The sequence below is a fragment of the Streptomyces sp. NBC_00887 genome (assembly GCF_045207585.1).
The window spans coordinates 9,873,824-9,891,150 of sequence record NZ_CP108788.1 but is presented as its reverse complement, the minus strand read 5'-3'; the positions used below and the strand labels follow the sequence as shown (position 1 = coordinate 9,891,150).

General features: G+C 68.5%; 18 protein-coding genes and 3 pseudogenes. 14 read left to right on the top strand and 7 right to left on the bottom strand.

From position 1 onward, the window contains the following. The first annotated feature begins 76 nt into the window (after positions 1–76). The 11 genes and pseudogenes from OG844_RS45060 to OG844_RS45010 all read left to right on the top strand — a co-directional run. Complete coding sequence (locus tag OG844_RS45060) at positions 77–667, top strand: fascin domain-containing protein (RefSeq protein ID WP_406387346.1); 591 nt, start codon at positions 77–79, stop codon at positions 665–667. Between the two features lie 470 nt (positions 668–1,137). Next, a complete protein-coding gene (locus OG844_RS45055; protein ID WP_406387347.1) occupies positions 1,138–1,836 on the top strand; it encodes an NAD(P)-dependent oxidoreductase in 699 nt (232 codons plus the stop codon). Positions 1,837–1,893: 57 nt separating this feature from the next. Continuing rightward, complete coding sequence (locus OG844_RS45050; RefSeq protein WP_406387349.1) at positions 1,894–2,022, top strand: hypothetical protein; 129 nt, start codon at positions 1,894–1,896, stop codon at positions 2,020–2,022. A 115-nt stretch (positions 2,023–2,137) separates the two neighbouring features. Next, a complete protein-coding gene (locus OG844_RS45045; RefSeq protein ID WP_406387351.1) occupies positions 2,138–2,356 on the top strand; it encodes a hypothetical protein in 219 nt (72 codons plus the stop codon). 102 nt (positions 2,357–2,458) lie between these two features. After that, positions 2,459–3,538 carry an RNA polymerase sigma factor SigJ gene (gene sigJ, locus OG844_RS45040; RefSeq protein WP_406387352.1) on the top strand — a complete coding sequence of 360 codons (1,080 nt, stop codon included), beginning with the start codon at positions 2,459–2,461 and terminating at the stop codon, positions 3,536–3,538. A 227-nt stretch (positions 3,539–3,765) separates the two neighbouring features. Next, the gene (locus OG844_RS45035; RefSeq protein WP_406387353.1) at positions 3,766–4,173 is read left to right on the top strand and encodes a hypothetical protein; all 408 of its coding nucleotides are present in this window, start codon (positions 3,766–3,768) and stop codon (positions 4,171–4,173) included. 908 nt (positions 4,174–5,081) lie between these two features. Next, the gene (locus OG844_RS45030; RefSeq protein WP_406387354.1) at positions 5,082–5,921 is read left to right on the top strand and encodes an IS5 family transposase; all 840 of its coding nucleotides are present in this window, start codon (positions 5,082–5,084) and stop codon (positions 5,919–5,921) included. A 50-nt stretch (positions 5,922–5,971) separates the two neighbouring features. Further along, positions 5,972–6,184 (top strand): annotated as a pseudogene (locus OG844_RS45025) (NAD(P)-binding domain-containing protein); the annotation flags it as partial. A 238-nt stretch (positions 6,185–6,422) separates the two neighbouring features. Continuing rightward, positions 6,423–8,126, top strand: coding sequence for a PHP domain-containing protein (locus OG844_RS45020; RefSeq protein ID WP_406387355.1), 1,704 nt, complete (start codon positions 6,423–6,425; stop codon positions 8,124–8,126). Beyond that, positions 8,123–8,863, top strand: a complete 741-nt coding sequence (locus OG844_RS45015) for a hypothetical protein (protein WP_406387356.1) — start codon at positions 8,123–8,125, stop codon at positions 8,861–8,863. Before OG844_RS45020 ends, OG844_RS45015 begins: the two co-directional genes overlap by 4 nt. 326 nt (positions 8,864–9,189) lie before the next feature. Next, positions 9,190–9,697 (top strand): annotated as a pseudogene (locus OG844_RS45010) (transposase); the annotation flags it as partial. A 30-nt stretch (positions 9,698–9,727) separates the two neighbouring features. On the opposite strand, the pseudogene OG844_RS45005 reads toward OG844_RS45010, so the two are convergent. Then, positions 9,728–9,952 (bottom strand): annotated as a pseudogene (locus OG844_RS45005) (transposase); the annotation flags it as partial. Positions 9,953–10,068: 116 nt separating this feature from the next. Further along, positions 10,069–10,896, bottom strand: a complete 828-nt coding sequence (locus OG844_RS45000; RefSeq protein ID WP_365281059.1) for an oxidoreductase — start codon at positions 10,894–10,896, stop codon at positions 10,069–10,071. Between the two features lie 91 nt (positions 10,897–10,987). On the opposite strand from OG844_RS45000, the gene OG844_RS44995 reads away from it, so the two are divergent. Continuing rightward, positions 10,988–11,890 carry a LysR family transcriptional regulator gene (locus OG844_RS44995; RefSeq protein ID WP_406387358.1) on the top strand — a complete coding sequence of 301 codons (903 nt, stop codon included), beginning with the start codon at positions 10,988–10,990 and terminating at the stop codon, positions 11,888–11,890. Positions 11,891–12,160: 270 nt separating this feature from the next. On the opposite strand, the gene OG844_RS44990 is transcribed toward OG844_RS44995, so the two are convergent. Further along, entirely contained in the window at positions 12,161–13,219 is a 1,059-nt protein-coding gene (locus tag OG844_RS44990) for a saccharopine dehydrogenase NADP-binding domain-containing protein (RefSeq protein WP_365281053.1), read from the bottom strand. 98 nt (positions 13,220–13,317) lie between these two features. Between OG844_RS44990 and OG844_RS44985 the strand changes: the two genes are divergently transcribed. After that, positions 13,318–13,917 (top strand): TetR/AcrR family transcriptional regulator, encoded by a 600-nt coding sequence (locus tag OG844_RS44985; RefSeq protein ID WP_365281050.1) that lies wholly within the window; start codon positions 13,318–13,320, stop codon positions 13,915–13,917. 188 nt (positions 13,918–14,105) lie between these two features. On the opposite strand, the gene OG844_RS44980 is transcribed toward OG844_RS44985, so the two are convergent. Further along, complete coding sequence (locus tag OG844_RS44980) at positions 14,106–14,495, bottom strand: hypothetical protein (protein WP_406387360.1); 390 nt, start codon at positions 14,493–14,495, stop codon at positions 14,106–14,108. Positions 14,496–14,901: 406 nt separating this feature from the next. On the opposite strand from OG844_RS44980, the gene OG844_RS44975 reads away from it, so the two are divergent. Further along, the gene (locus OG844_RS44975; RefSeq protein WP_406387362.1) at positions 14,902–15,342 is read left to right on the top strand and encodes a hypothetical protein; all 441 of its coding nucleotides are present in this window, start codon (positions 14,902–14,904) and stop codon (positions 15,340–15,342) included. 259 nt (positions 15,343–15,601) lie between these two features. Here OG844_RS44975 and OG844_RS44970 read toward each other — a convergent pair whose 3' ends face one another. The 3 genes from OG844_RS44970 to OG844_RS44960 all read right to left on the bottom strand — a co-directional run bounded on the left by OG844_RS44970 (position 15,602) and on the right by OG844_RS44960 (position 17,280). After that, entirely contained in the window at positions 15,602–15,964 is a 363-nt protein-coding gene (locus tag OG844_RS44970) for a hypothetical protein (protein ID WP_406387363.1), read from the bottom strand. Between the two features lie 201 nt (positions 15,965–16,165). Beyond that, the gene (locus OG844_RS44965; RefSeq protein WP_406387364.1) at positions 16,166–16,606 is read right to left on the bottom strand and encodes a hypothetical protein; all 441 of its coding nucleotides are present in this window, start codon (positions 16,604–16,606) and stop codon (positions 16,166–16,168) included. Further along, on the bottom strand, positions 16,603–17,280 hold the full coding sequence (locus OG844_RS44960) for a GGDEF domain-containing protein (RefSeq protein ID WP_406387365.1): 678 nt from the start codon (positions 17,278–17,280) through the stop codon (positions 16,603–16,605). Before OG844_RS44960 ends, OG844_RS44965 begins: the two co-directional genes overlap by 4 nt. Between the last annotated feature and the right edge of the window lie 47 nt (positions 17,281–17,327).

Genomic DNA, 17,327 nt, shown 5'->3' with positions numbered 1-17,327 from the left:
CCTTATGGCTCAACCGCCCAAAACGCGCAGCGGGCCGTGACAACAGGAGTCCAAGAGCATCCAGAACGGGAGACACATGAAAACGCAACTCACCAGATCCTTAGGGCTGTTCGCTGCTGTCGCCGCCACGGTGCTGTCCGTGTCCGGGCCGACCGCTGCGGCGCCCGGCACCGACACCGCAGATGCCGTGTCGCTCAGCGAATTCATCGATCAGCGCGAAGCCGCTTCTGCACCGATGTCGGCGCTGGCCGTATGCGAGCCCAATGTCTACCTGACATCTCGCGCCAACGACAGGATCGTCGCAGCCGAAACAAACTACACCGGCTACGACGAGGGACTGCTGCGAGCCCGCTCGACCAGCGTCGGCAGCATGGAGCGGTTCACTCTCTGCGACCACGGCGGTTACTACACCCTCCGGTCCCAGGGAAACAGTCGCTACGTCACCACTGAACTCAACTACTCGGGGGCAAACGAGGGACTCTTGCGTGCCCGCGGCACCAGCATCGGCGAATGGGAGAGGTACAGCATCAGCTGCCCGTCCTACTGCACCATCAAGTCCCAGGCGAACAATCGGTACGTGAGCGTCGAGCTGAACTACGACGGACACGACCACGCAATGCTGCGCGCGCGTTCGACCAGCGTCGGGACATGGGAGACATTCCGCTGACGGTCTGAGCCCGGTCCAGGAGGCTCTGGAAGCATCTGCGGCCATGCGTCCCCGGGAGACCTTCGGGGACGCATGTGGCCGTGCCGAAGGCGGATCAGCGTGCCTTCGGGGACCGGGAGTTCGCCCCGATGACCTGCGTTGCTGCGGTGTCAGGCGTCGCCGCAGGTGTCGGGCTTGGAGAAGCGGAATTTCTTGACGTGGGTGGACGGCTGGCTTGCAGTGTGAGGTCCACGGGACAGGGACTGGCTTGTTCATGACCCGGGTCCGGGCCCGTCCGTCCAAGCGCCGCGACCGGGGGCCGTCGAGTAGGTAGACCGAGCGCCGAGCGTCGTATCCGGCGGCGAAGACGACCAGGATGTCCAGGTCGTCCGCTCCGGGCCGCTCCCCCTCATAACAAGACCCACCTGGACGACGGCACCGTGTGCGCTGCCAAGCCCACCGGGGCCGTCAGAAGGAGACAGGAAAAACTAGTGAAACTCACCATATTCGGAGCGAACGGACCGACCGGGCGACAGGCCACCGAGCAGGCTGTCGCCGAAGGGCACGCGGTCACCGCCGTCACACGCCACCCGGAGCAGTTCCCGTTGAGCCACCCGCGACTGCAGGTGCTCGGCGCGGATGTGTTCGACGCCGGTGCCGTGGAACGGGCTGTGGCCGGGCAGGAAGCGGTGATTTCGGCGCTCGGGGTGCCCTACAGCAGGAATCCGGTCACCGTGTACTCCGAAGGGATCACCCACATCACGCAGGCCATGACCAAGCACGGCGTCCGGCGTCTGGTGTGTGTGTCCTCGACCGTGCTCTTCGGAGTGGCGGCGCCCGGCGAGACCTTCTTCTTCCGGAAAGTCCTCGAACCCTTCATCGCCCGCACCATGGGGCGCACGGTGTACGACGACATGCGGCGCATGGAGGAGATCGCGCGCGAAACTGACCGTGCGTGGACCGTCATCCGCCCCGCTGGCCTCTTCGACACCGCCGCCGTCAGCGACTATCAGGTCGCCACCTCGCGCCTGCCCGGCCGGTTCACCTCGCGCGCGGACCTGGGAAACGCACTGGTGCGCACCGCGACCGGCAACCGTCATGTGCGCGCCTTCGTCGATGTCCGCACCACAGAAGGGATTCCGAGCTTCCTCGATGTCATACGGAAGGAGGCGTTTGGCAGCGGGAAGTGAGTCCGGATCCGGGCGTGCCGTTCGAGGAGGGCGGCATGCATCAGGGAGGCGATGTTCATGACGGAAGACCATTTCATCCTGCTGGAGCCGGGCGGCGTAAGGCCGGGACGGATCCCGCTGCCGCCCGCCTTCGCCGTCAAGGCGACGACCGACGACACCGACGGGCGCTTCTCATGCTGGAGATGACCGTGGCTCAGGACCTTCCGCAGCATGTCCACCATCGCGCGGACGAGTGCGTCTATGTGCTGGCCGGCGTCCTGGAGATCGAGTTCGACGACCGCCGGCACCGTGCGCCCACGGTATGTTCGCACCGCTCCCGCGCGGCGTCCCGCACGCCCTGCGCAGCGCCTCCGACCCACCGCCCCGAGTCCTTCAGATCTCCTCGCCCGGCGGCTGGGAGCGATACGTCGAGGGCATGGTCGAGGCCGGGCCCGCCGTCCTCACCGACGGACGACTGGACCCCGCCAAGATCAATCCCATCGCGGCCGGACACCACATCGGCTACGAAGAACAGGGGTGAGCGATTCCACGCAGCGCTGCGGACCGCCAAGCGGCGGGATGGATGTCACACTCCGGCCGCTCTGTCCCTCTCAGTAGTGAATGCCACACAGGAAGGCGATCCATGGCGGCCAAACCCGATGACAGCCCGGTCACGCACGAGGCAGGACCCGCACGGGACGCCCCGCGCGGACAAGGCACGGGACAGCGGCAGGACGAGCCTGCGCACGGCGCAACGCAGCTCTTCGTCGACCACCGCGAGCTGCTCTTCTCTGTCGTCTACAACATGCTCGGCAGCGTCGCCGACACCGAGGACGTACTCCAGGAGACCTGGCTGTCCTGGTCCGGCAAGATTCGCCGGACGTCGCTGGCGGAGATCGACAACCCGCGCGCCTACCTCGTACGCATTGCGGTGAACCACGCGCTCGGCCGGCAGACCGCCATCGCCTTCCGCCGGGAGACGTACGTCGGTCCCTGGCTGCCCGAACCCCTGGTCACCGACGCCACCGCCGGCCTCGCCCCGGACACCGCCGACCATGCGGTCCGTACCGACTCGGTCTCCATAGCGATGCTCGTGGTCCTGGAGACCCTCACACCGCTGGAACGGGCGGTGTTCGTCCTCCACGAGGTGTTTGGCTACCCCCACACCGAGATCGCCGGCATGCTCGACCGGCAGCCTGCCGCCGTACGTCAACTCGCACGCCGGGCCCGCTCCCATGTCCACGCCCGCCGCCCCCGCTACCACGCCCACCCCCGCGTCCGGCGGGAGGCCACCGAGCGGTTCGTCGCGGCCGCCCTCGGCGGCGACATCCACGCGCTCATGGAGATCCTTGCCCCTGACGTGACGGTCTGGATCGACGGCGGAGGCGCGCGGCAGGCTGCCGGGCTGCGCCCGGTCCACGGCCGGGAGAAGGCCGCCCGCATGCTGGCCGGATACGCCACGCGGCGCACCGAGGATCTGGACATCCGCTACCGTCGCGTCAACGGCGACGACGCCGCGGTGCTGTTCACAGATGACTCCCCGTATGCCGTCATGGTCATGGATCTCACCCCGGATGGCGACCAGGTCTCCGGCGTCTACATCGTTACCAACCCCGCCAAGCTCACCCACGTAGGACCGGACAAGCTGAACGCGCCGGACGAGGTCACGGCCCCGGGCCGCCCCGAGCTCTGCCAACCGCCCGCCCCCGGAGAGCGCGCATGACCGCGCCAAGCACCCGAACTCGCGCGAGACGGGGGCACGCCGGCCGGAGGCGGGTACAGGGCCGAGGACTGGTGCGAGGGCCGACTGGGGATCTACCGCCTCGGCCGCACCTTGAACCGCCCGGTTCGTTAGAGGTGGTTGGTGGCTGTGAGTCGGAGCATGGCGATCGCGTGCTGGAGGCGTGACCGGTAGTGATCGGCTGCGGCGGCGATGTTGGTCCAGCCTGCTTGGCGCATGAGTCCGATGGTGAGGTTGCGCAGGGTGGCCATGGTGCGGGGTGCGGGTGCTACGCACGGCACGCCGCCCGGCGGGCACCGGGTGACGACGAGCAGTACCAGCGCTGGCTCACCATCGCGCGCACCGACCCAAATCTGTCCGCCGACTCCGCGGTGCTCGCCGATGCCTGGACGCAACTGGAGCAGCGCTACCGCAAGTTCTTAGAGGAGTACGCCGCCCAGTGCCCGACGATCGAGGCGTACAACGGCGCCCGGGACGCGCTGCGGCGCTGCGCCGACACCGGCGAGCGCCGGGAGCTGGACCGCATCGCCGCGGCCGTCGGCGGCCTGTCGAGGGAACGGGCTCGGCTGTACGCGCCGGAAGCGCGCCTGGAGTTGTGGACACTGCCATGGCGGTGATGTTCAGGCCCGGGATAGTCACCACCGCTGCGGCATAGATCCGGCGTAGATCACGGTGAACGTCGCGATGATGAATACGGCGACGCGTACGTAGTGACGTTCCCGATCCGGTCGGCCACGTCGGTCATGAAGACCACCGCCTCGCCCGGGTCCGGTCCGGCCACCACGACGTGACCGGTCAAGGGGGCGCCGGCCCCGGTCACTGTCCACCGTGACGCGCGCGCAACACGCCGGGACAGGGCGTGAGTCAGGGGCGCTCGAAGCGCTCGACAATCGCTCCCAACTACCTTGCAAAGCCTGGGGTGTTCGAGGTGTGCGTGAGGCGTTCGGCTATGGCGTTTCCGTAACGCCGTTCCGTGACGCCCGCCGCTGACGGCAGGCCCGCACCCGGCAACGGTCCGAGCAGCACACCGCCGCCTTCGACCGCTCCACCCCCACCGTCCACGACCGCGCGCAGACCGGGCACTCCGCCTGCTCTCCCCGCTGCATCGCAGCCACCCGCTGCCGGGTCCGCCATCGCCGTGACCTGCACCGACCCGAGCAGAACACCGCCTCCGCCGCCATCGTCCGCGGCAGCGGATCACCACGCTCCCGGCAGTACCGCCGCGCCGTCCCACCAACCCCCACACCACAGATCATCCAGCCGTTCACACCTCACGGCCAGGGATCAAAAACACCTACTCAGAGGGCGTTTAGCTCATATTTGGGCCGCTGTACCCGGGTATGGGCCTGGACTTGCCTGGGGCTGTTGAGGCTGGCGTGAATGGTGGTGCACGAGTCGTGGTTCTCGCGCCGCCTTGGCCTGGCTGCTCCTGTTTCATCCCAGGACGCCGGGTTGTGCGCCGTGTGCTTCGGGCGCCGGCGTCTGCGCCCGGGCCTTGCGGGTCATGAGTGGGTAGCCCGAAATCGTGTCTGAACGTCGTCGTTATCCCAGTGATCTGTCCGATGCCCGGTGGGAGTTGGTCGAGCCGGTCCTGACCGCCTGGCGGTCCGAGCGCCGCGGCCGCGGCCTGGACATCGGCCGGCCACCGGATCACGACCTGCGCAGTCTGCTGGACGCGGTCCTCTACGTGAACCGAACCGGGATCCCCTGGCGCTATCTGCCGCACGACTATCCGCACTGGAACACGGTCTACGCCTACTTCGCCCGCTGGCAGGCGGAAGGCGTCTTCGACCAGCTCAACAGCTTGCTGAGGCGTCAAGTCCGCAGACAGGAAGGCCGCGAGGAGGAACCGACCGCATGTGTCATCGACTCCCAGAGCATCAAGACCTCCACCAACGTCCCCGCGGCCGGGCAGGGTATCGACGCCGGGAAGAAGATCGTCGGCCGCAAGCGGAGCATCGTCATCGACACCGTCGGCCTGCTTCTGACGGTGCTGGTCACCGCCGCGAGCGTGCAGGACTCGATCGCCGGCCGGACCCTCATCGAAAGGGTCGCGGTCGAACATCCCACCGTTCGCAAGACCTGGGTCGACGGCGGCTACCGCCAGCACCTCGTCGAGCACGCCGCCACCCTCGGCATCGACATGCACATCGTTCGCCGCGACCCCACGACCAGGGGATTCTCTGTCCTGCCCCGCCGCTGGACCGTCGAGCGAACCCTCGGCTGGCTCATGAACCACCGCCGTCTCGCCCGCGACTACGAGGCCAAGCCCTATCGCTCCGAAGCCATGATCCAGCTCGCAATGATCAACCTCATGACCCGCAGACTCACCGCCGAATCCACCCCCACATGGCGCGGCGCATGAACCACCCGCAACATGCCAATCCGGGATGAAACAACGGGATGAAACGCCCTCTCACCGACTACGAAAAACGCTATGAACTGCCCGTCGAGCGTCCGGTACGCATCCTGGGCGTCCACCGGGACGGTGGGCTCCTCCGCGTGGAGACCGACTCCGGCACCTGGCACGCCCAAGCGGTGATCAGCGCGACCGGTACCTGGTGGCGGCCCTTCCTCCCCGCCGTCCCCGGCCAAGCAGCCTTCGAAGGTCACCAGCTGCACACGGTGGAGTAGAAGCTGCGGTCGCGGACGGCACTCAGGCCGCCCACTAGCAGCCCGGCCCACATCACGGAACCCCATTCCGAAAACGCCGACCATCAAGGGCGTGCCACCGGGGAAGATACGCGCTTTCGGTCCACATGCGCAGTTCCTCGCCCCACCATCACCCGGATGCCCGCTGTTCATGCGGTCTTCGCAGACTCTGCATGTCCCACGCGTGTAGTCCCTGCTGTCAGCGGAGTTGAGCATGAACCACGGCCACAGACACGACCACGGTCACCACCATCACCACCACGAGAGCGGCGACGCCTTGTCCCTGCCGCCCGCCCTCGACATGACGGTGCCGGACGAGGAACTGACCCCCAACCAGCTCTCGCGGCGCTCCATGCTGCGACGCACCGGCCTGCTCGGGGCGGGTCTCGCAGCGGGCAGCGTCCTCGCCGGGGCGGGCCAGGCCGCCGCGGCGGTGCCCGCGTCGGCGACTTCCACAGGTGGGAGTTCCGGCGGGTACCTATGGCTGGCCGGTGATCATCACATCCACACGCAGTACAGCTCGGACGGCAAGTACCGGGTGATCGACCACGTGCGGCAGGCGAACGCGCACGGCCTTGACTGGATGGTGATCACCGACCACGGCAGCGAGCAGCATGCGAAGATCGGTGTGGAGAAGGTCAACCCGGACATCGTCGCCGCCCGCGCGCAGATCGACGACACGCTGGTTTTCCAGGGTCTCGAGTGGAACATCCCGGCCGCCGAGCACGGCACCGTCTTCGTGCACCCCGGCAAGAACGAGGTGGCCGTGTTGAAGGAGTTCGAGAACTCCTTCGACGGCGCCGTCAAGAAGGCCACCGGCAGCACTCCGGCGAACGAGGCCCTCGCCATCTCCGGCCTGAACTTCCTCGCTGAGCAGGTCCAGCGGCGCAAGGTCAAGGATGCGCTGATGCTCGCCAACCACCCGGCGCGCAAGGGCATCGACTCTCCGCACGAGATCCGTGCCTGGCGCGACGCCCAGCCCACCATCGCGGTCGGCATGGAGGGCGCCCCCGGCCATCAGGCCGCCGGTATCGCCGCCCCGGCCGGTGCCGGTTCAGGGCGGGGCTACTACGACAACAGCCCCGGCTCCGCCTCGTACGCCGGGTACCCGCTGGAGAGTTACCGCACCTGGGGCGGCTTCGACTGGATGACCGCCACCGTCGGCGGCCTGTGGGACAGCCTGCTCGCCGAGGGCAAGCCGTGGTGGATCACCGCCAACTCCGACTCGCACAGCGTCTACGCCGACACCGCTGTGCCCGGCCCGAACAGCGACTTCACCACCAACGGTTACTTCAACGACCCGGTCTACGGCGGCGGCCTCAACCTCACCGACGGCGACTTCTGGCCCGGCCAGTACAGCCGCACGCACGTCGGCGCGGCCTCCTTCTCGTACAAGTCGGTCATGGACGGTATCCGGGCCGGCCGGGTCTGGGTCGACCACGGCGGCCTCATCAGCGGCCTCAACGCCCGGGTGAGGTCCGGCCTCAACGCAGTCACGCTCGGCGGCGTACTCCACGTCCGCAGCGGCAGCCAGGTCGACCTGGTCATCGACATCGCGCTGGCGGGTTGCCCCAACTGGGCCCAGTTCGTGCCCGCGCTCGCCCGTGTGGATGTCATCCAAGGCGACGTCACCGGCACCGTCTCCGACAAGGACACCTTCACCACGCCGAACACCAAGGTCGTCAAGTCGTTCGAGGTGAACAAGTCCACCGGCACGGTGCGCCTGACCTACTCGTTGGGCCGGGTGGACAAACCGGTCTACGTCCGGCTGCGCGGCACCGACGGCAACCGCACCGCCGTCGGCATCAACGGCGCCGCGATCGACCCGGTGGGCCCGGCCATGGACGTGGTCGGCGACGCCGACCCGTGGAAGGACCTGTGGTTCTACTCCAACCCGATGTGGGTCCTGCCCGCATGACCGCACCGCATCACGCGCCCGGCGTCCAGCCCGTCATCGGGGTGGACGCCGGGACGGCGAGCCTGCGCCAGGCCGACCACCTCATCCACCACTTGATGGACCGACTCGGCCTTCCACCGGTCACGATCGCCTGCACCCATCTGATCCGCACCGATGAGCGCCGGTGCGTGGCCATCACCTTCGCGCTGCCCGACGCCGAGGTGGCCGAGGCTGTGTGGGAGCGCCTGGCGGACGTGCTGGGGCCGGATGCCGGCGCGGTCCTGGGCGGACGCGAGCAGGGCGCGGTCCTGGGCGGACGCGAGCAGGGCCCGGTGCAGGCCACCCGCGGGGCGACGCTGGCCGCCGAGGAACACGCCCAACAGCGTGGCGGCCGAGCCGTGGTCTACCCCGCAGCCGAGCGCCTCACCGGCACGGTCACCGTGGCTGACCTGCTCACCCTGACCGCCATCGACCAGGTCTCCGTGGTGGGCACGCCACCGACCGGCGATCACGAACTTGATCCCGCCATACTGGTGCTCACCCGCGACCACGTACGGCCCGAATGGCGAGGCGGACGCCTGACCCTCTCCCTGGTACCGGCCGTCGGCGGCACTCTCGCACCGTTCGAGGTGCCCAACCCCACTCCCTGCTGCGCAGACCACACCTCGCCAGCGCGCCCACCTCGCGCCGCGCTGCCCGCCCTTGCGCCACCCAGATCACTAGCTGGGGAATCGTCTCCTACGCCTTCCCCGTACTGAACCCCCGATCACCGCGGCCACGATCTGGTCTACGACCGCGACCAGCTCCTGGCCCATGCCCTCGCAATGCGCCGTCCAAGGAACTCAGTCTCGCCAACTCACTCGCTCATCCGCCAACTGAAGCGCCAAAGGCCACAACCGGACGTCCTGGGGTCAGGAACAGACTCCGGCCTTGTCATTTATGGTCCGGTGTCGAACGCGGCTCGAACTTTGTCAGAGTTTCGCACTTCAGCGGACGAGAAGGCGGCCTCCGTCTGATCCCGTGCTCCGTCACAGAGTGGATCAACGCGAAGGCCGTGGTCGTGAGTTTGGTGCGTCAGGGCGTCCTGCGGGATGCGTTCGCGGAAGTGCCACACTTCCGGTCGGAGCTGTACGCGCGCTGCTGTGCACGGACGGGCCGGTGCGGACGCTGGTTGATCTCGCGCTCGCGCCTGAACACCGTCGTGGGCACGGGGCTTTGTACGGCGGACTCAACCACGGTCGGATCGACGTGGCCGGCTGCGTCGGACCCTCGTCGAGGTGCCGTTGCCGAGGGCAGCGGACGGTCGGCTCGTGCTGGCGGTGGATGTCTCGCCGTGGCTGCGTCCGGACGCCAACGCGTGTGCTGACCGGGCCTTTTGTCACACGTTCGGCCGGGGTGAGGGCAAGCATCAGATGGTGCCGGGCTGGCCGTACTCGGTGGTGGCTGCGTTGGAGACCGGCCGCACGTCTTGGACGGCGGTGCTGGACGCGGTCCGCCTGGAGCCAGGAACCGATGTCGCCGCGGTGACCACGGTGCAGGTCCGCGAGGTCGTCGAGCGGCTGGTCGCCGCTGGCCAGTGGCGGCCGGGTGACTACTCACGCTCAGGCCCGCCACCCACCCATGACCGGACCCTTCTTGCTCCTCAGTGCCCGCTCCAACGCAGGGAAGAACTCCAGCAGTTGGGTCCGCAGCCGGTTGGGCTGACGGGTGCGGTCGTTGACCAGGTCGAGGCGGCGGGCGGTGAGGGTGCGCAGGTCGACGGCTATCTCGTCGCCGGGCCGCAGGAGACCGAGGTCCTGGCGCATGCGTGCCTGGTCGGCGATGACGAACGCGTCCTTCTCATCCGTCTAGGACTTGTCCGGCCGATCATGTACGGAGGCAATCGGTAGCTTTGGCCGATTTCAAGGCTCCTCAGTGACACCCGTCGCCTGATGTACTGCCACGACTGACCAGTCCCGCTGCCTTATCGCGGATGGGCGGTATCGCGAGCGGTCTTCTCCCAAGTGGTGAGGTCGGAGCGGACGGCGTCGAGATGGGCGAGGACCGCGTCGACCGCGTCGCTGCCCAGGGGCAGGTGCAGCGGGGTCTGCTCGGCGTCCAAGGCGGCCAGGATCGCCGCCGCGGCCTTGGCTGGGTCGCCTGGTTCCGCGCCGCCGGCGGTCTGGGCCATCCGCCGGGTGGGACCGACTGCCTCGGCGTAGTCGGCGATCTCCTCACTGGCGCTGATGTTGCCCATCAGGCTGGTGCGGAAGGCGCCGGGCTCGACGATCAGCACCTTGATACCGAGCAGGCGTACCTCGTCGACCAGCGCCTCCGAGAATCCTTCCAGAGCGAACTTGGTGGCGCTGTAGGCGGAGAACCCGGCGAAGGACATCTGACCGCCCATGCTGCTCATCTGGACGATCGCGCCGCTGCGTCGGGCGCGCATGTGCGGGAGCACGGCCCGGACCAGTGCGGCGGGGCCGAAGAGGTGCAGGTCGAACAGAGACCGCAGTTCGGCGTCGGTGGTCTCCTCGGCGGCGCCGATGTGACTGCGTCCGGCGTTGTTGACCAGCACATCGATCCTGCCGTGACGGTCCACCACATTCAGCACGGTGGCCTCGATTCCTGCGGTGTCGGTGACGTCGAGCGGCACCGCCTCCACCTGGTCGGGGTGCGCGGCGACCAGGCCGGCCAGCGCGTCGACGCGGCGCGCGGTGGCCACCACCACGTCCCCGGCGGCGACCGCCGCTTCGGTGATCGCGCGGCCGAAGCCGCTGCTCGCCCCGGTCACCAGCCATACCTTGCTCATCGGACATCCCTTCCCGGAAAGTGCTGCGGATCTTTCGGGTTCAACCCTGCCGGGGCATCGGTCGCCCGTCCAAGACCCGCTGTGATAACCAATGGTTATGGATGTGCATGGGAGGGATCTTCGGTATTTCGCCGCCGTAGCGGAGGAACTGCACTTCACCCGTGCGGCCGAGCGGCTGTTCGTCTCCCAGCCCGCGCTGAGCAAGCAGATCCGGATGCTGGAACGGCAGCTCGGCGCGCCGCTGTTCGAGCGCGACCGGCAGGGTGTCCGACTCACGCCGGTGGGTGCCGCGCTGCTGCCCCACGCCTCTCAGGTGCTCGCCGCCTGGGACGCCGCGCGGGAGGCGGTCGAGGTCGCCAAGGCCGGGCAGCGGACGACCCTCCTCGTAGGGATGAGCACCAGCCCGGGCCGCAGCGGTCTGCTGCCGGCGATCAGATCCCGCTTCACCGGCGCACACCCCGACGTCACCGTGAAACTGCGCCAGGTCAGCTGGGAGGACTCGACCGCGGGACTCTCGGACGCCTCCAGCGACCTCGCTTTCATCTGGCTGCCCCTGCCTGACCCCGACCGCTACACCTGGGTGGTGGTGGCCGAGGAACCGCGCCTGGTCGCCCTGCCCCAGGAGCATCTGCTGGCCGCTCGCGCAGCCATCGACTTCGCCGACCTGCTGGACGAGCCCTTCCTCGCGCTACCGGAGAGCGCCGGGGCGCTGCGGGATTACTGGCTCGCGCTGGACGCCCGCGGTGGCAGGCCGCTGCGCATCGGGGCTGAAATCGCCAGTACCGACGAGACGTACGAAGCGCTCGTGGACGGACGCGGCGTCTGCCTGCTGGCCAGCGGGAACGCACCACTGATTGCCCTGGGCGGCGTCGTCACCCGCCCGGTGCGTGGTATCTCCCCCAGCCGGCTCGCGCTCGCCTGGCGTGCCGACGACCACCGTCCCCTGGTACTGGACTACGCACGAGCCTGTCGACAGGCGACCGGACAACCCTGAACGCACCACCCATGAGCCGAAGCCGACTTCCCCAGCCGTCCCACACCGACATCCCGCGGTCCCGCAATCGAACAGTGCGGCTACCCTCCGCGACTCCTCCCCAAGACCTGTGCCAGAGCCGCAACTGGCGTACATAGCTACCGGGTCACCATGTGCGACAACGGCAGCCCCTCCATCCTCCTCGGGCTCCAGCAGACGCTGCTGACGGAGTTCTCGCCATCGGCGACACCGCTCCGGTCCGGTGTGCGATGGGCAAGGGACGCTGCGTGCTCAGCTCGTGATCGCCACGTTCCACGTGATCCCGTGGGGGGCGAGGAAGTCGAGGAAGCCGACGCAGTCGTAACCCTGCGCGGGCGTGAGCACTCCGCCGGGGGCTCCGTCGGCGACGAGCCGGCGCACCCCCTCGACGGCGATCACGGCGGTGATCCCGTAGATGTCGGTGCCCCGCAGCTCTCCCCTGGCCTTTCGTCCGTCCTCGCCGAGGGCCTCCGCGACGATGGTGAAGGTGGCGGCTGGACGCCGGTCGCCCGATGGGCCCTCCGGCAGACCGCTGACGAACGTGTCCAGTTCGTCTGCCGGGGACTGCAGGAGGGCGGACATTTCCGGGGTGAACGCCGCCGCGTCCATGATGACCTCGACACGGCGTGCGGGCACGTGGCGGGGAACGGTGATGACCTCGGCGCCGGGCCACCTGAGTGTCGGCGACTCCTCCAGGTCGCCGGGGTAGGCGAACGATGTGCGCTTGGCCGGGATGCCGCCCGCCCTCCACTGGCCGTCCTCGTAGACGACGTCGCCGCTTCTGATCATCTCGACCGCCGAGCGGATGGTGCCGCGTGTCATGTCGAACTCGCCCACGCGGTAGGCGACGGTGAGCTCCTCTACCGGTCCGGTGCGCTGACCGGTGAGGTGCGCGATCATGTCGCCGAGGAGGATGTCGTAGCCCATTGCCGGGATGACGCTCACTCCGGCGCGCTCGGCGTCCTCGGCGTAGGTGTCGAAGACGCGCTGCAGGAAGAGCTGTTCGGCTGATGTGTCGACGTAGTGGCAGCCGGCGGCGATGGCCGCGCGTACCACCGGCTCGCCCGCCGAGATGAAGGGTCCGGCGCAGTTGATGACCGCGTCGCAGCCGTGAAACGCCTCGGCCAGCGCCGGCTCGTCGTCGGCGTCGGCGATACGCAGCTCGGCGTCGCCGGCGCCCGCCCCGTCGGCGGCGGCACGCAGCCGCGTGGCGTTGCGGCCGGAGAGCACCATGTCGAAGCCTCTGCGGCGCAGCTCTTCGATCATGAGCTTTCCGGTGTATCCGTTTGCTCCGTAGACAGCGATCTTCACACGAATCTCCTGGCGGGCGAGGACTGGTTGCAGTGACCCTAATACGTACGACCGTATATGACAATGCGGACGTTCGTATTCTGCTTTAGGATGGAAGCATGTCTACCTACCGCCCTGGAGACGAGCGCCGCCGCGCCGTCCTGGAGCGCGCGATGCACCTGGCGTCGGTCGAGGGTCTGGAAGGAATCTCGCTGGGCGGGCTGGCGAGCGCGCTGGGCATGAGTAAAAGCGGAGTGCAGGGCCTGTTCGGTACCAAGCAGGAACTGCAGCTGGAGGTCGTCGCCGCCGCGACGCAGGACTTCGCCCAACGCGTGCTGCGCAAGACCGAGCACGCGGACGACGGGCTGCCCCGCCTGCGCGCCCTGCTCGAAGCCTGGATCGATTACCTCGAGACCTTCGAAGGCGGCTGCTTCTTCTTCGCCACCGCGAACGAGTTCGACGGCCGCGTGGGGCCCGTCCGTGACGCGATCACCAATGCGGCGGCCAGCGGATACGAGACCCTGCGCAAGCAGATCCGCCTCGCCTGCCGCCTCGGTGAACTCGCCTCCGACACCGACGTCGAGCAACTCATCTTCGAATTCCACGGCGCGGCACTGCAGGCCAACTACGCCCGCAGACTCCTCGGCCAGCCGGACGCCTACGACCGCGCCCGCCGCGCGATACACGAGCGACTCGACCGCGGCGGGGGAGTGTCATGAATCAGGTGTGAGCCTTCTACGAGTCGGGGCGGGAGCAGGCGAGGTGATGGTGTCTGACGTTAGGGCCCAGGGCCTTTTCTTCCTCCGGTTTCCCGGTCGGCTGTGCCACCGCTGGTGACCTTGGCCAGGTCATTCCTTCTCCTGCTCCCGCCACTTCGAACCGTGCATGCGGTTTTCCCGCACACGGCTCACCGACGCCGTTCACCGCCGGCATTCGGTCTTTCCCGCCAGGCTTGGTGGCCCTGGGCGGAACGACGGCTCCGGCGAAGCTGAGCAGGCCGCAGTGGTCTGGCGAGAGGTTCGTCCTGGCTCCAGGCCGCGCGCACCTCGTAGTAGGTGTACGGCTCGAACTCTGGCTGGGTCAGCCGGGCGAGCCGCAGGTTGCCGCGGTCGTCGAGGCCGGCGGCCTCGATCGGCTCGATGCCGAAGTCGGCGAGGCGGGCGTTGATCAGTTCGGCGTGGCGCTGGACACGCTGCAGGACCTGGGCGACGATGCCGATCTTCTGCTCCTGGTGGGCGGCTTCGGCGGCGGCGAGCCAGTCCGGGATGACGGGCTGGTCGGTGGTGGGTGTGGTCATCGGCTTTTCTCGTCAGGTGCGTTGGGGTGGTTCGGAGCCCGGTGCCCTCGACGCGGACGCGCGGGTACAACCCGATACGCTTGCTCACCTGGAGAGTGCTTCTTTCCGTGCAGCCAACAGGACCCTAGACAGTCCCATCGTTGCAGTTCAGGAGCAATCTCCGCTTATTTGATCAAGACGTGGACGAGCACGCCTATGAAAGCTCAGGTGGCTCGCAGCGCCCACGGGATGACCGACGAGCAGGTGCAGAAGTCACGCCTGCAGTTCCCGATCTGCGACACCGCCGACGCGTTCGATAGGGCAGCGAAGTTAGCTGGGACACGCCCCAGGGCGCTGGGATTGACCTTTTGACGCGTCGCGATACGTTGGCGTCTCTATCAGTGGACAGCGATGAGAGGATCCGGCGTTGGCTGGAATAGGCGTGGGCTACCGGCCGTACACGGAGTTGCTGTTCGTCTGGAAACACAAGCCGGAGCTGAACGACGCGATGTCGTCGCTGGTGCCACCCGAGTTCCAGCCCACTTACTGGGAGATGGTGGCGGGCCCAGCGAACTACGCCCGGTTGGGCCGGGAGGACGGCCTGCGCTGGTGGATGGCGGCGCACCAGTCCCCCGACGACCGGATGAGGTTGGAAATCTCGCCGGGGGTCTACCTCAGCCGCGATGAACTGACCGAGCTGGAGCAGCGACTGACCACGCCGTCAGTGGCACAGCACATGGCTGCCAGGACCGTGGTGGTGGGTGCGGGGGTGGACCCGTTCGACGGTGATCCGGCGCTGAACCGGCGTCTCCAGGCAGCGATGCGTAGCCGCCAGCACTGGACAACCGCGCACCGCACGAAACTCTGACGACCGTCGCCGCACCCGCGGCTACCGAAATCGAGTCGACCCGCTCGCGATCCTGTTGCGGGTGACGCACGTGTTCGAGTTGAAGACGCGCCGCTCAGCGCCGGGCCGCCGCCCGGTGCTGATCCGGTTGTTGTCTGGCCTTCGAGATGCGGAACGCGGGCCTAGCCTCGATCTTTCTTGACGGTCCGCCGACGGAGTCGGCGGACCGTCAAGAAAGGAACCGGCACCACGTGCCATGGCAGCGGCTCGACAAACCAGATCAGTAATCGGTGAGATCCACGATCACGTCGCAGTGTGGGTCGTCGGAAGGCTGGTGCAGATACTCGTTCGCCAAGAACGCTGGGGAAACCAGGGAGCCGATCAGGCCAGGACCCGTATGACTGATCAGCACATCCACGCCGTAGGTGCGGTCCCGTTCCGGTGAACGGAAGTAGAGGCGCATGCGGTCGTCGCCCGTGATGACCGCGCCGATGAAGAGCGGCTTCCACGACACGTGTGTGGTGACGAGGGAGCGCACGAGATCGAGCAGACGCCCCGTGGCCGCCGACTCGATGTCTGGTTCGGAAGAATTCACACCTTGGCCCATGCCGGACACTTGTTCCCGCAACTCCAGCCAGCCCATGCCGAAGAAGCACCCCGCTTGCCCAGCTCGGCGATTCGGCCGGGCTGAACGTGCTGGTCAGGGCTTCCCGGCGGGCCGGGCTGAGCGATGTTGCGCTGGCGCTGGCGTGTGTGCCGCAGCCGGTATTGCGGATACTGGAGATGACGGGGGGAGCCGGGATCAGACCCGGCTCGAACAGCGGCGTCTTGCTGGAGCGGCGTGTCACGGCCGGAAGGCGGGCAGCTGCTGGAACACGCGGTCCAGCAGGTCCGGCGACGGCTTCCACGGCACGACCTGCCCGCGCGCCGGGCCGGGCAGGGGCAGCTCCTGAACGTCGGCAAGCGCCAGCTGCCAGGCTCCCGGGTGCGCCCACTGCGAGCAGAGCGGTGCTCCGTCGTGGTCCTGGTGGCAGCCGGTGATCCGGGCGATGCCGACCACCGCGCCCGTGACCAGCTGGCGGCCGCGGATCGTGCGGCCGATCAGCGGGATGCGCAGGGCGGGCTGGTCGATGGTCTTGCTCGTGTGCAGCAGCACCCAGCCGGTCCGCCACCGGGCGGTCCGGTTCTCCACCGTCTTGGCACCGGCGAGGATGCAGGCCGCGTACGGCTGCCTGACGCTGATGCCGCGGATCCAGTCGCCCTCGGGCAGAGCAGCGGTGCTCATGCGGCTCGCCCTCGCAGGCTGGTGCCCGGACGCCCGGCCCGGCGGCCGTTGACCGACGCAACCGTGGTGTGCGCCGTGGCGGCGATGACGGCGTGGCCGGTGTGCTTGCCGTCGTACAGGGCCGCGTCGGCGGCCCGCTGCAACACGGCCAGGTCGCTGGAGCCGACGATGTCCGGCGTCGCGGCACCGACCGAGGCGGCGACGTCGACGGTGCGGCCGTCGTCCAGGACGACCGGCGTGCGCAGCATGCGGACCAGCTGTGCGAGGCGCTGCTCCAGGCGAGGTGCGGGCAGTTCCAGGACGACCGCGAACTCATCGCCCCCGAGGCGGCCGACGGATGCGCGCGGGCCCGCCCAGGCGGTGAGCCGGGCCCCGAACGCCGCGAGGACAGCGTCGCCGGCCGGGTGTCCCATCGTGTCGTTCACGGCCTTGAAGTGGTCGGCGTCGATCATGACCAGAGCCGTGTCGTCGCCGTGGCGGGCCAGGAGCCGGCGGGCGCGGGCGGTGTAGGCGTCGCGGCGCAACAGGCCGGTCAGCGGGTCGCGGCGGGTCGCGGCGAGCTGCTTGTGCAGCGCGACCGCGTGGACCGCCCAGCCGGTCAGCGGCACCGCGGCGGTCGTCAGTAAGAGGGTGCGCTGGCCGATCCGGCCTTGAACGCGCAGGAGGGAGGACATACTTGGGTTCTCCGTCTCGTCTCGTACGGGATGGATGGGCCCGGGGC

Bases quoted from the DNA above. Each gene is read 5' to 3' on its own strand.
- OG844_RS44970 (WP_406387363.1), bottom strand. From the start codon at position 15,964: ATGGGCTGGCTGGAGTTGCGGGAACAAGTGTCCGGCATGGGCCAAGGT.
- OG844_RS44995 (WP_406387358.1), top strand. From the start codon at position 10,988: ATGGTTATGGATGTGCATGGGAGGGATCTTCGGTATTTCGCCGCCGTA.
- OG844_RS44965 (WP_406387364.1), bottom strand. From the start codon at position 16,606: ATGAGCACCGCTGCTCTGCCCGAGGGCGACTGGATCCGCGGCATCAGC.
- OG844_RS45060 (WP_406387346.1), top strand. From the start codon at position 77: ATGAAAACGCAACTCACCAGATCCTTAGGGCTGTTCGCTGCTGTCGCC.
- OG844_RS45020 (WP_406387355.1), top strand. From the start codon at position 6,423: ATGAACCACGGCCACAGACACGACCACGGTCACCACCATCACCACCAC.
- sigJ (WP_406387352.1), top strand. From the start codon at position 2,459: ATGGCGGCCAAACCCGATGACAGCCCGGTCACGCACGAGGCAGGACCC.
- OG844_RS44980 (WP_406387360.1), bottom strand. From the start codon at position 14,495: ATGACCACACCCACCACCGACCAGCCCGTCATCCCGGACTGGCTCGCC.
- OG844_RS44960 (WP_406387365.1), bottom strand. From the start codon at position 17,280: ATGTCCTCCCTCCTGCGCGTTCAAGGCCGGATCGGCCAGCGCACCCTC.
- OG844_RS45000 (WP_365281059.1), bottom strand. From the start codon at position 10,896: ATGAGCAAGGTATGGCTGGTGACCGGGGCGAGCAGCGGCTTCGGCCGC.
- OG844_RS45045 (WP_406387351.1), top strand. From the start codon at position 2,138: ATGTTCGCACCGCTCCCGCGCGGCGTCCCGCACGCCCTGCGCAGCGCC.
- OG844_RS44985 (WP_365281050.1), top strand. From the start codon at position 13,318: ATGTCTACCTACCGCCCTGGAGACGAGCGCCGCCGCGCCGTCCTGGAG.
- OG844_RS45015 (WP_406387356.1), top strand. From the start codon at position 8,123: ATGACCGCACCGCATCACGCGCCCGGCGTCCAGCCCGTCATCGGGGTG.
- OG844_RS45050 (WP_406387349.1), top strand. From the start codon at position 1,894: ATGACGGAAGACCATTTCATCCTGCTGGAGCCGGGCGGCGTAAGGCCG.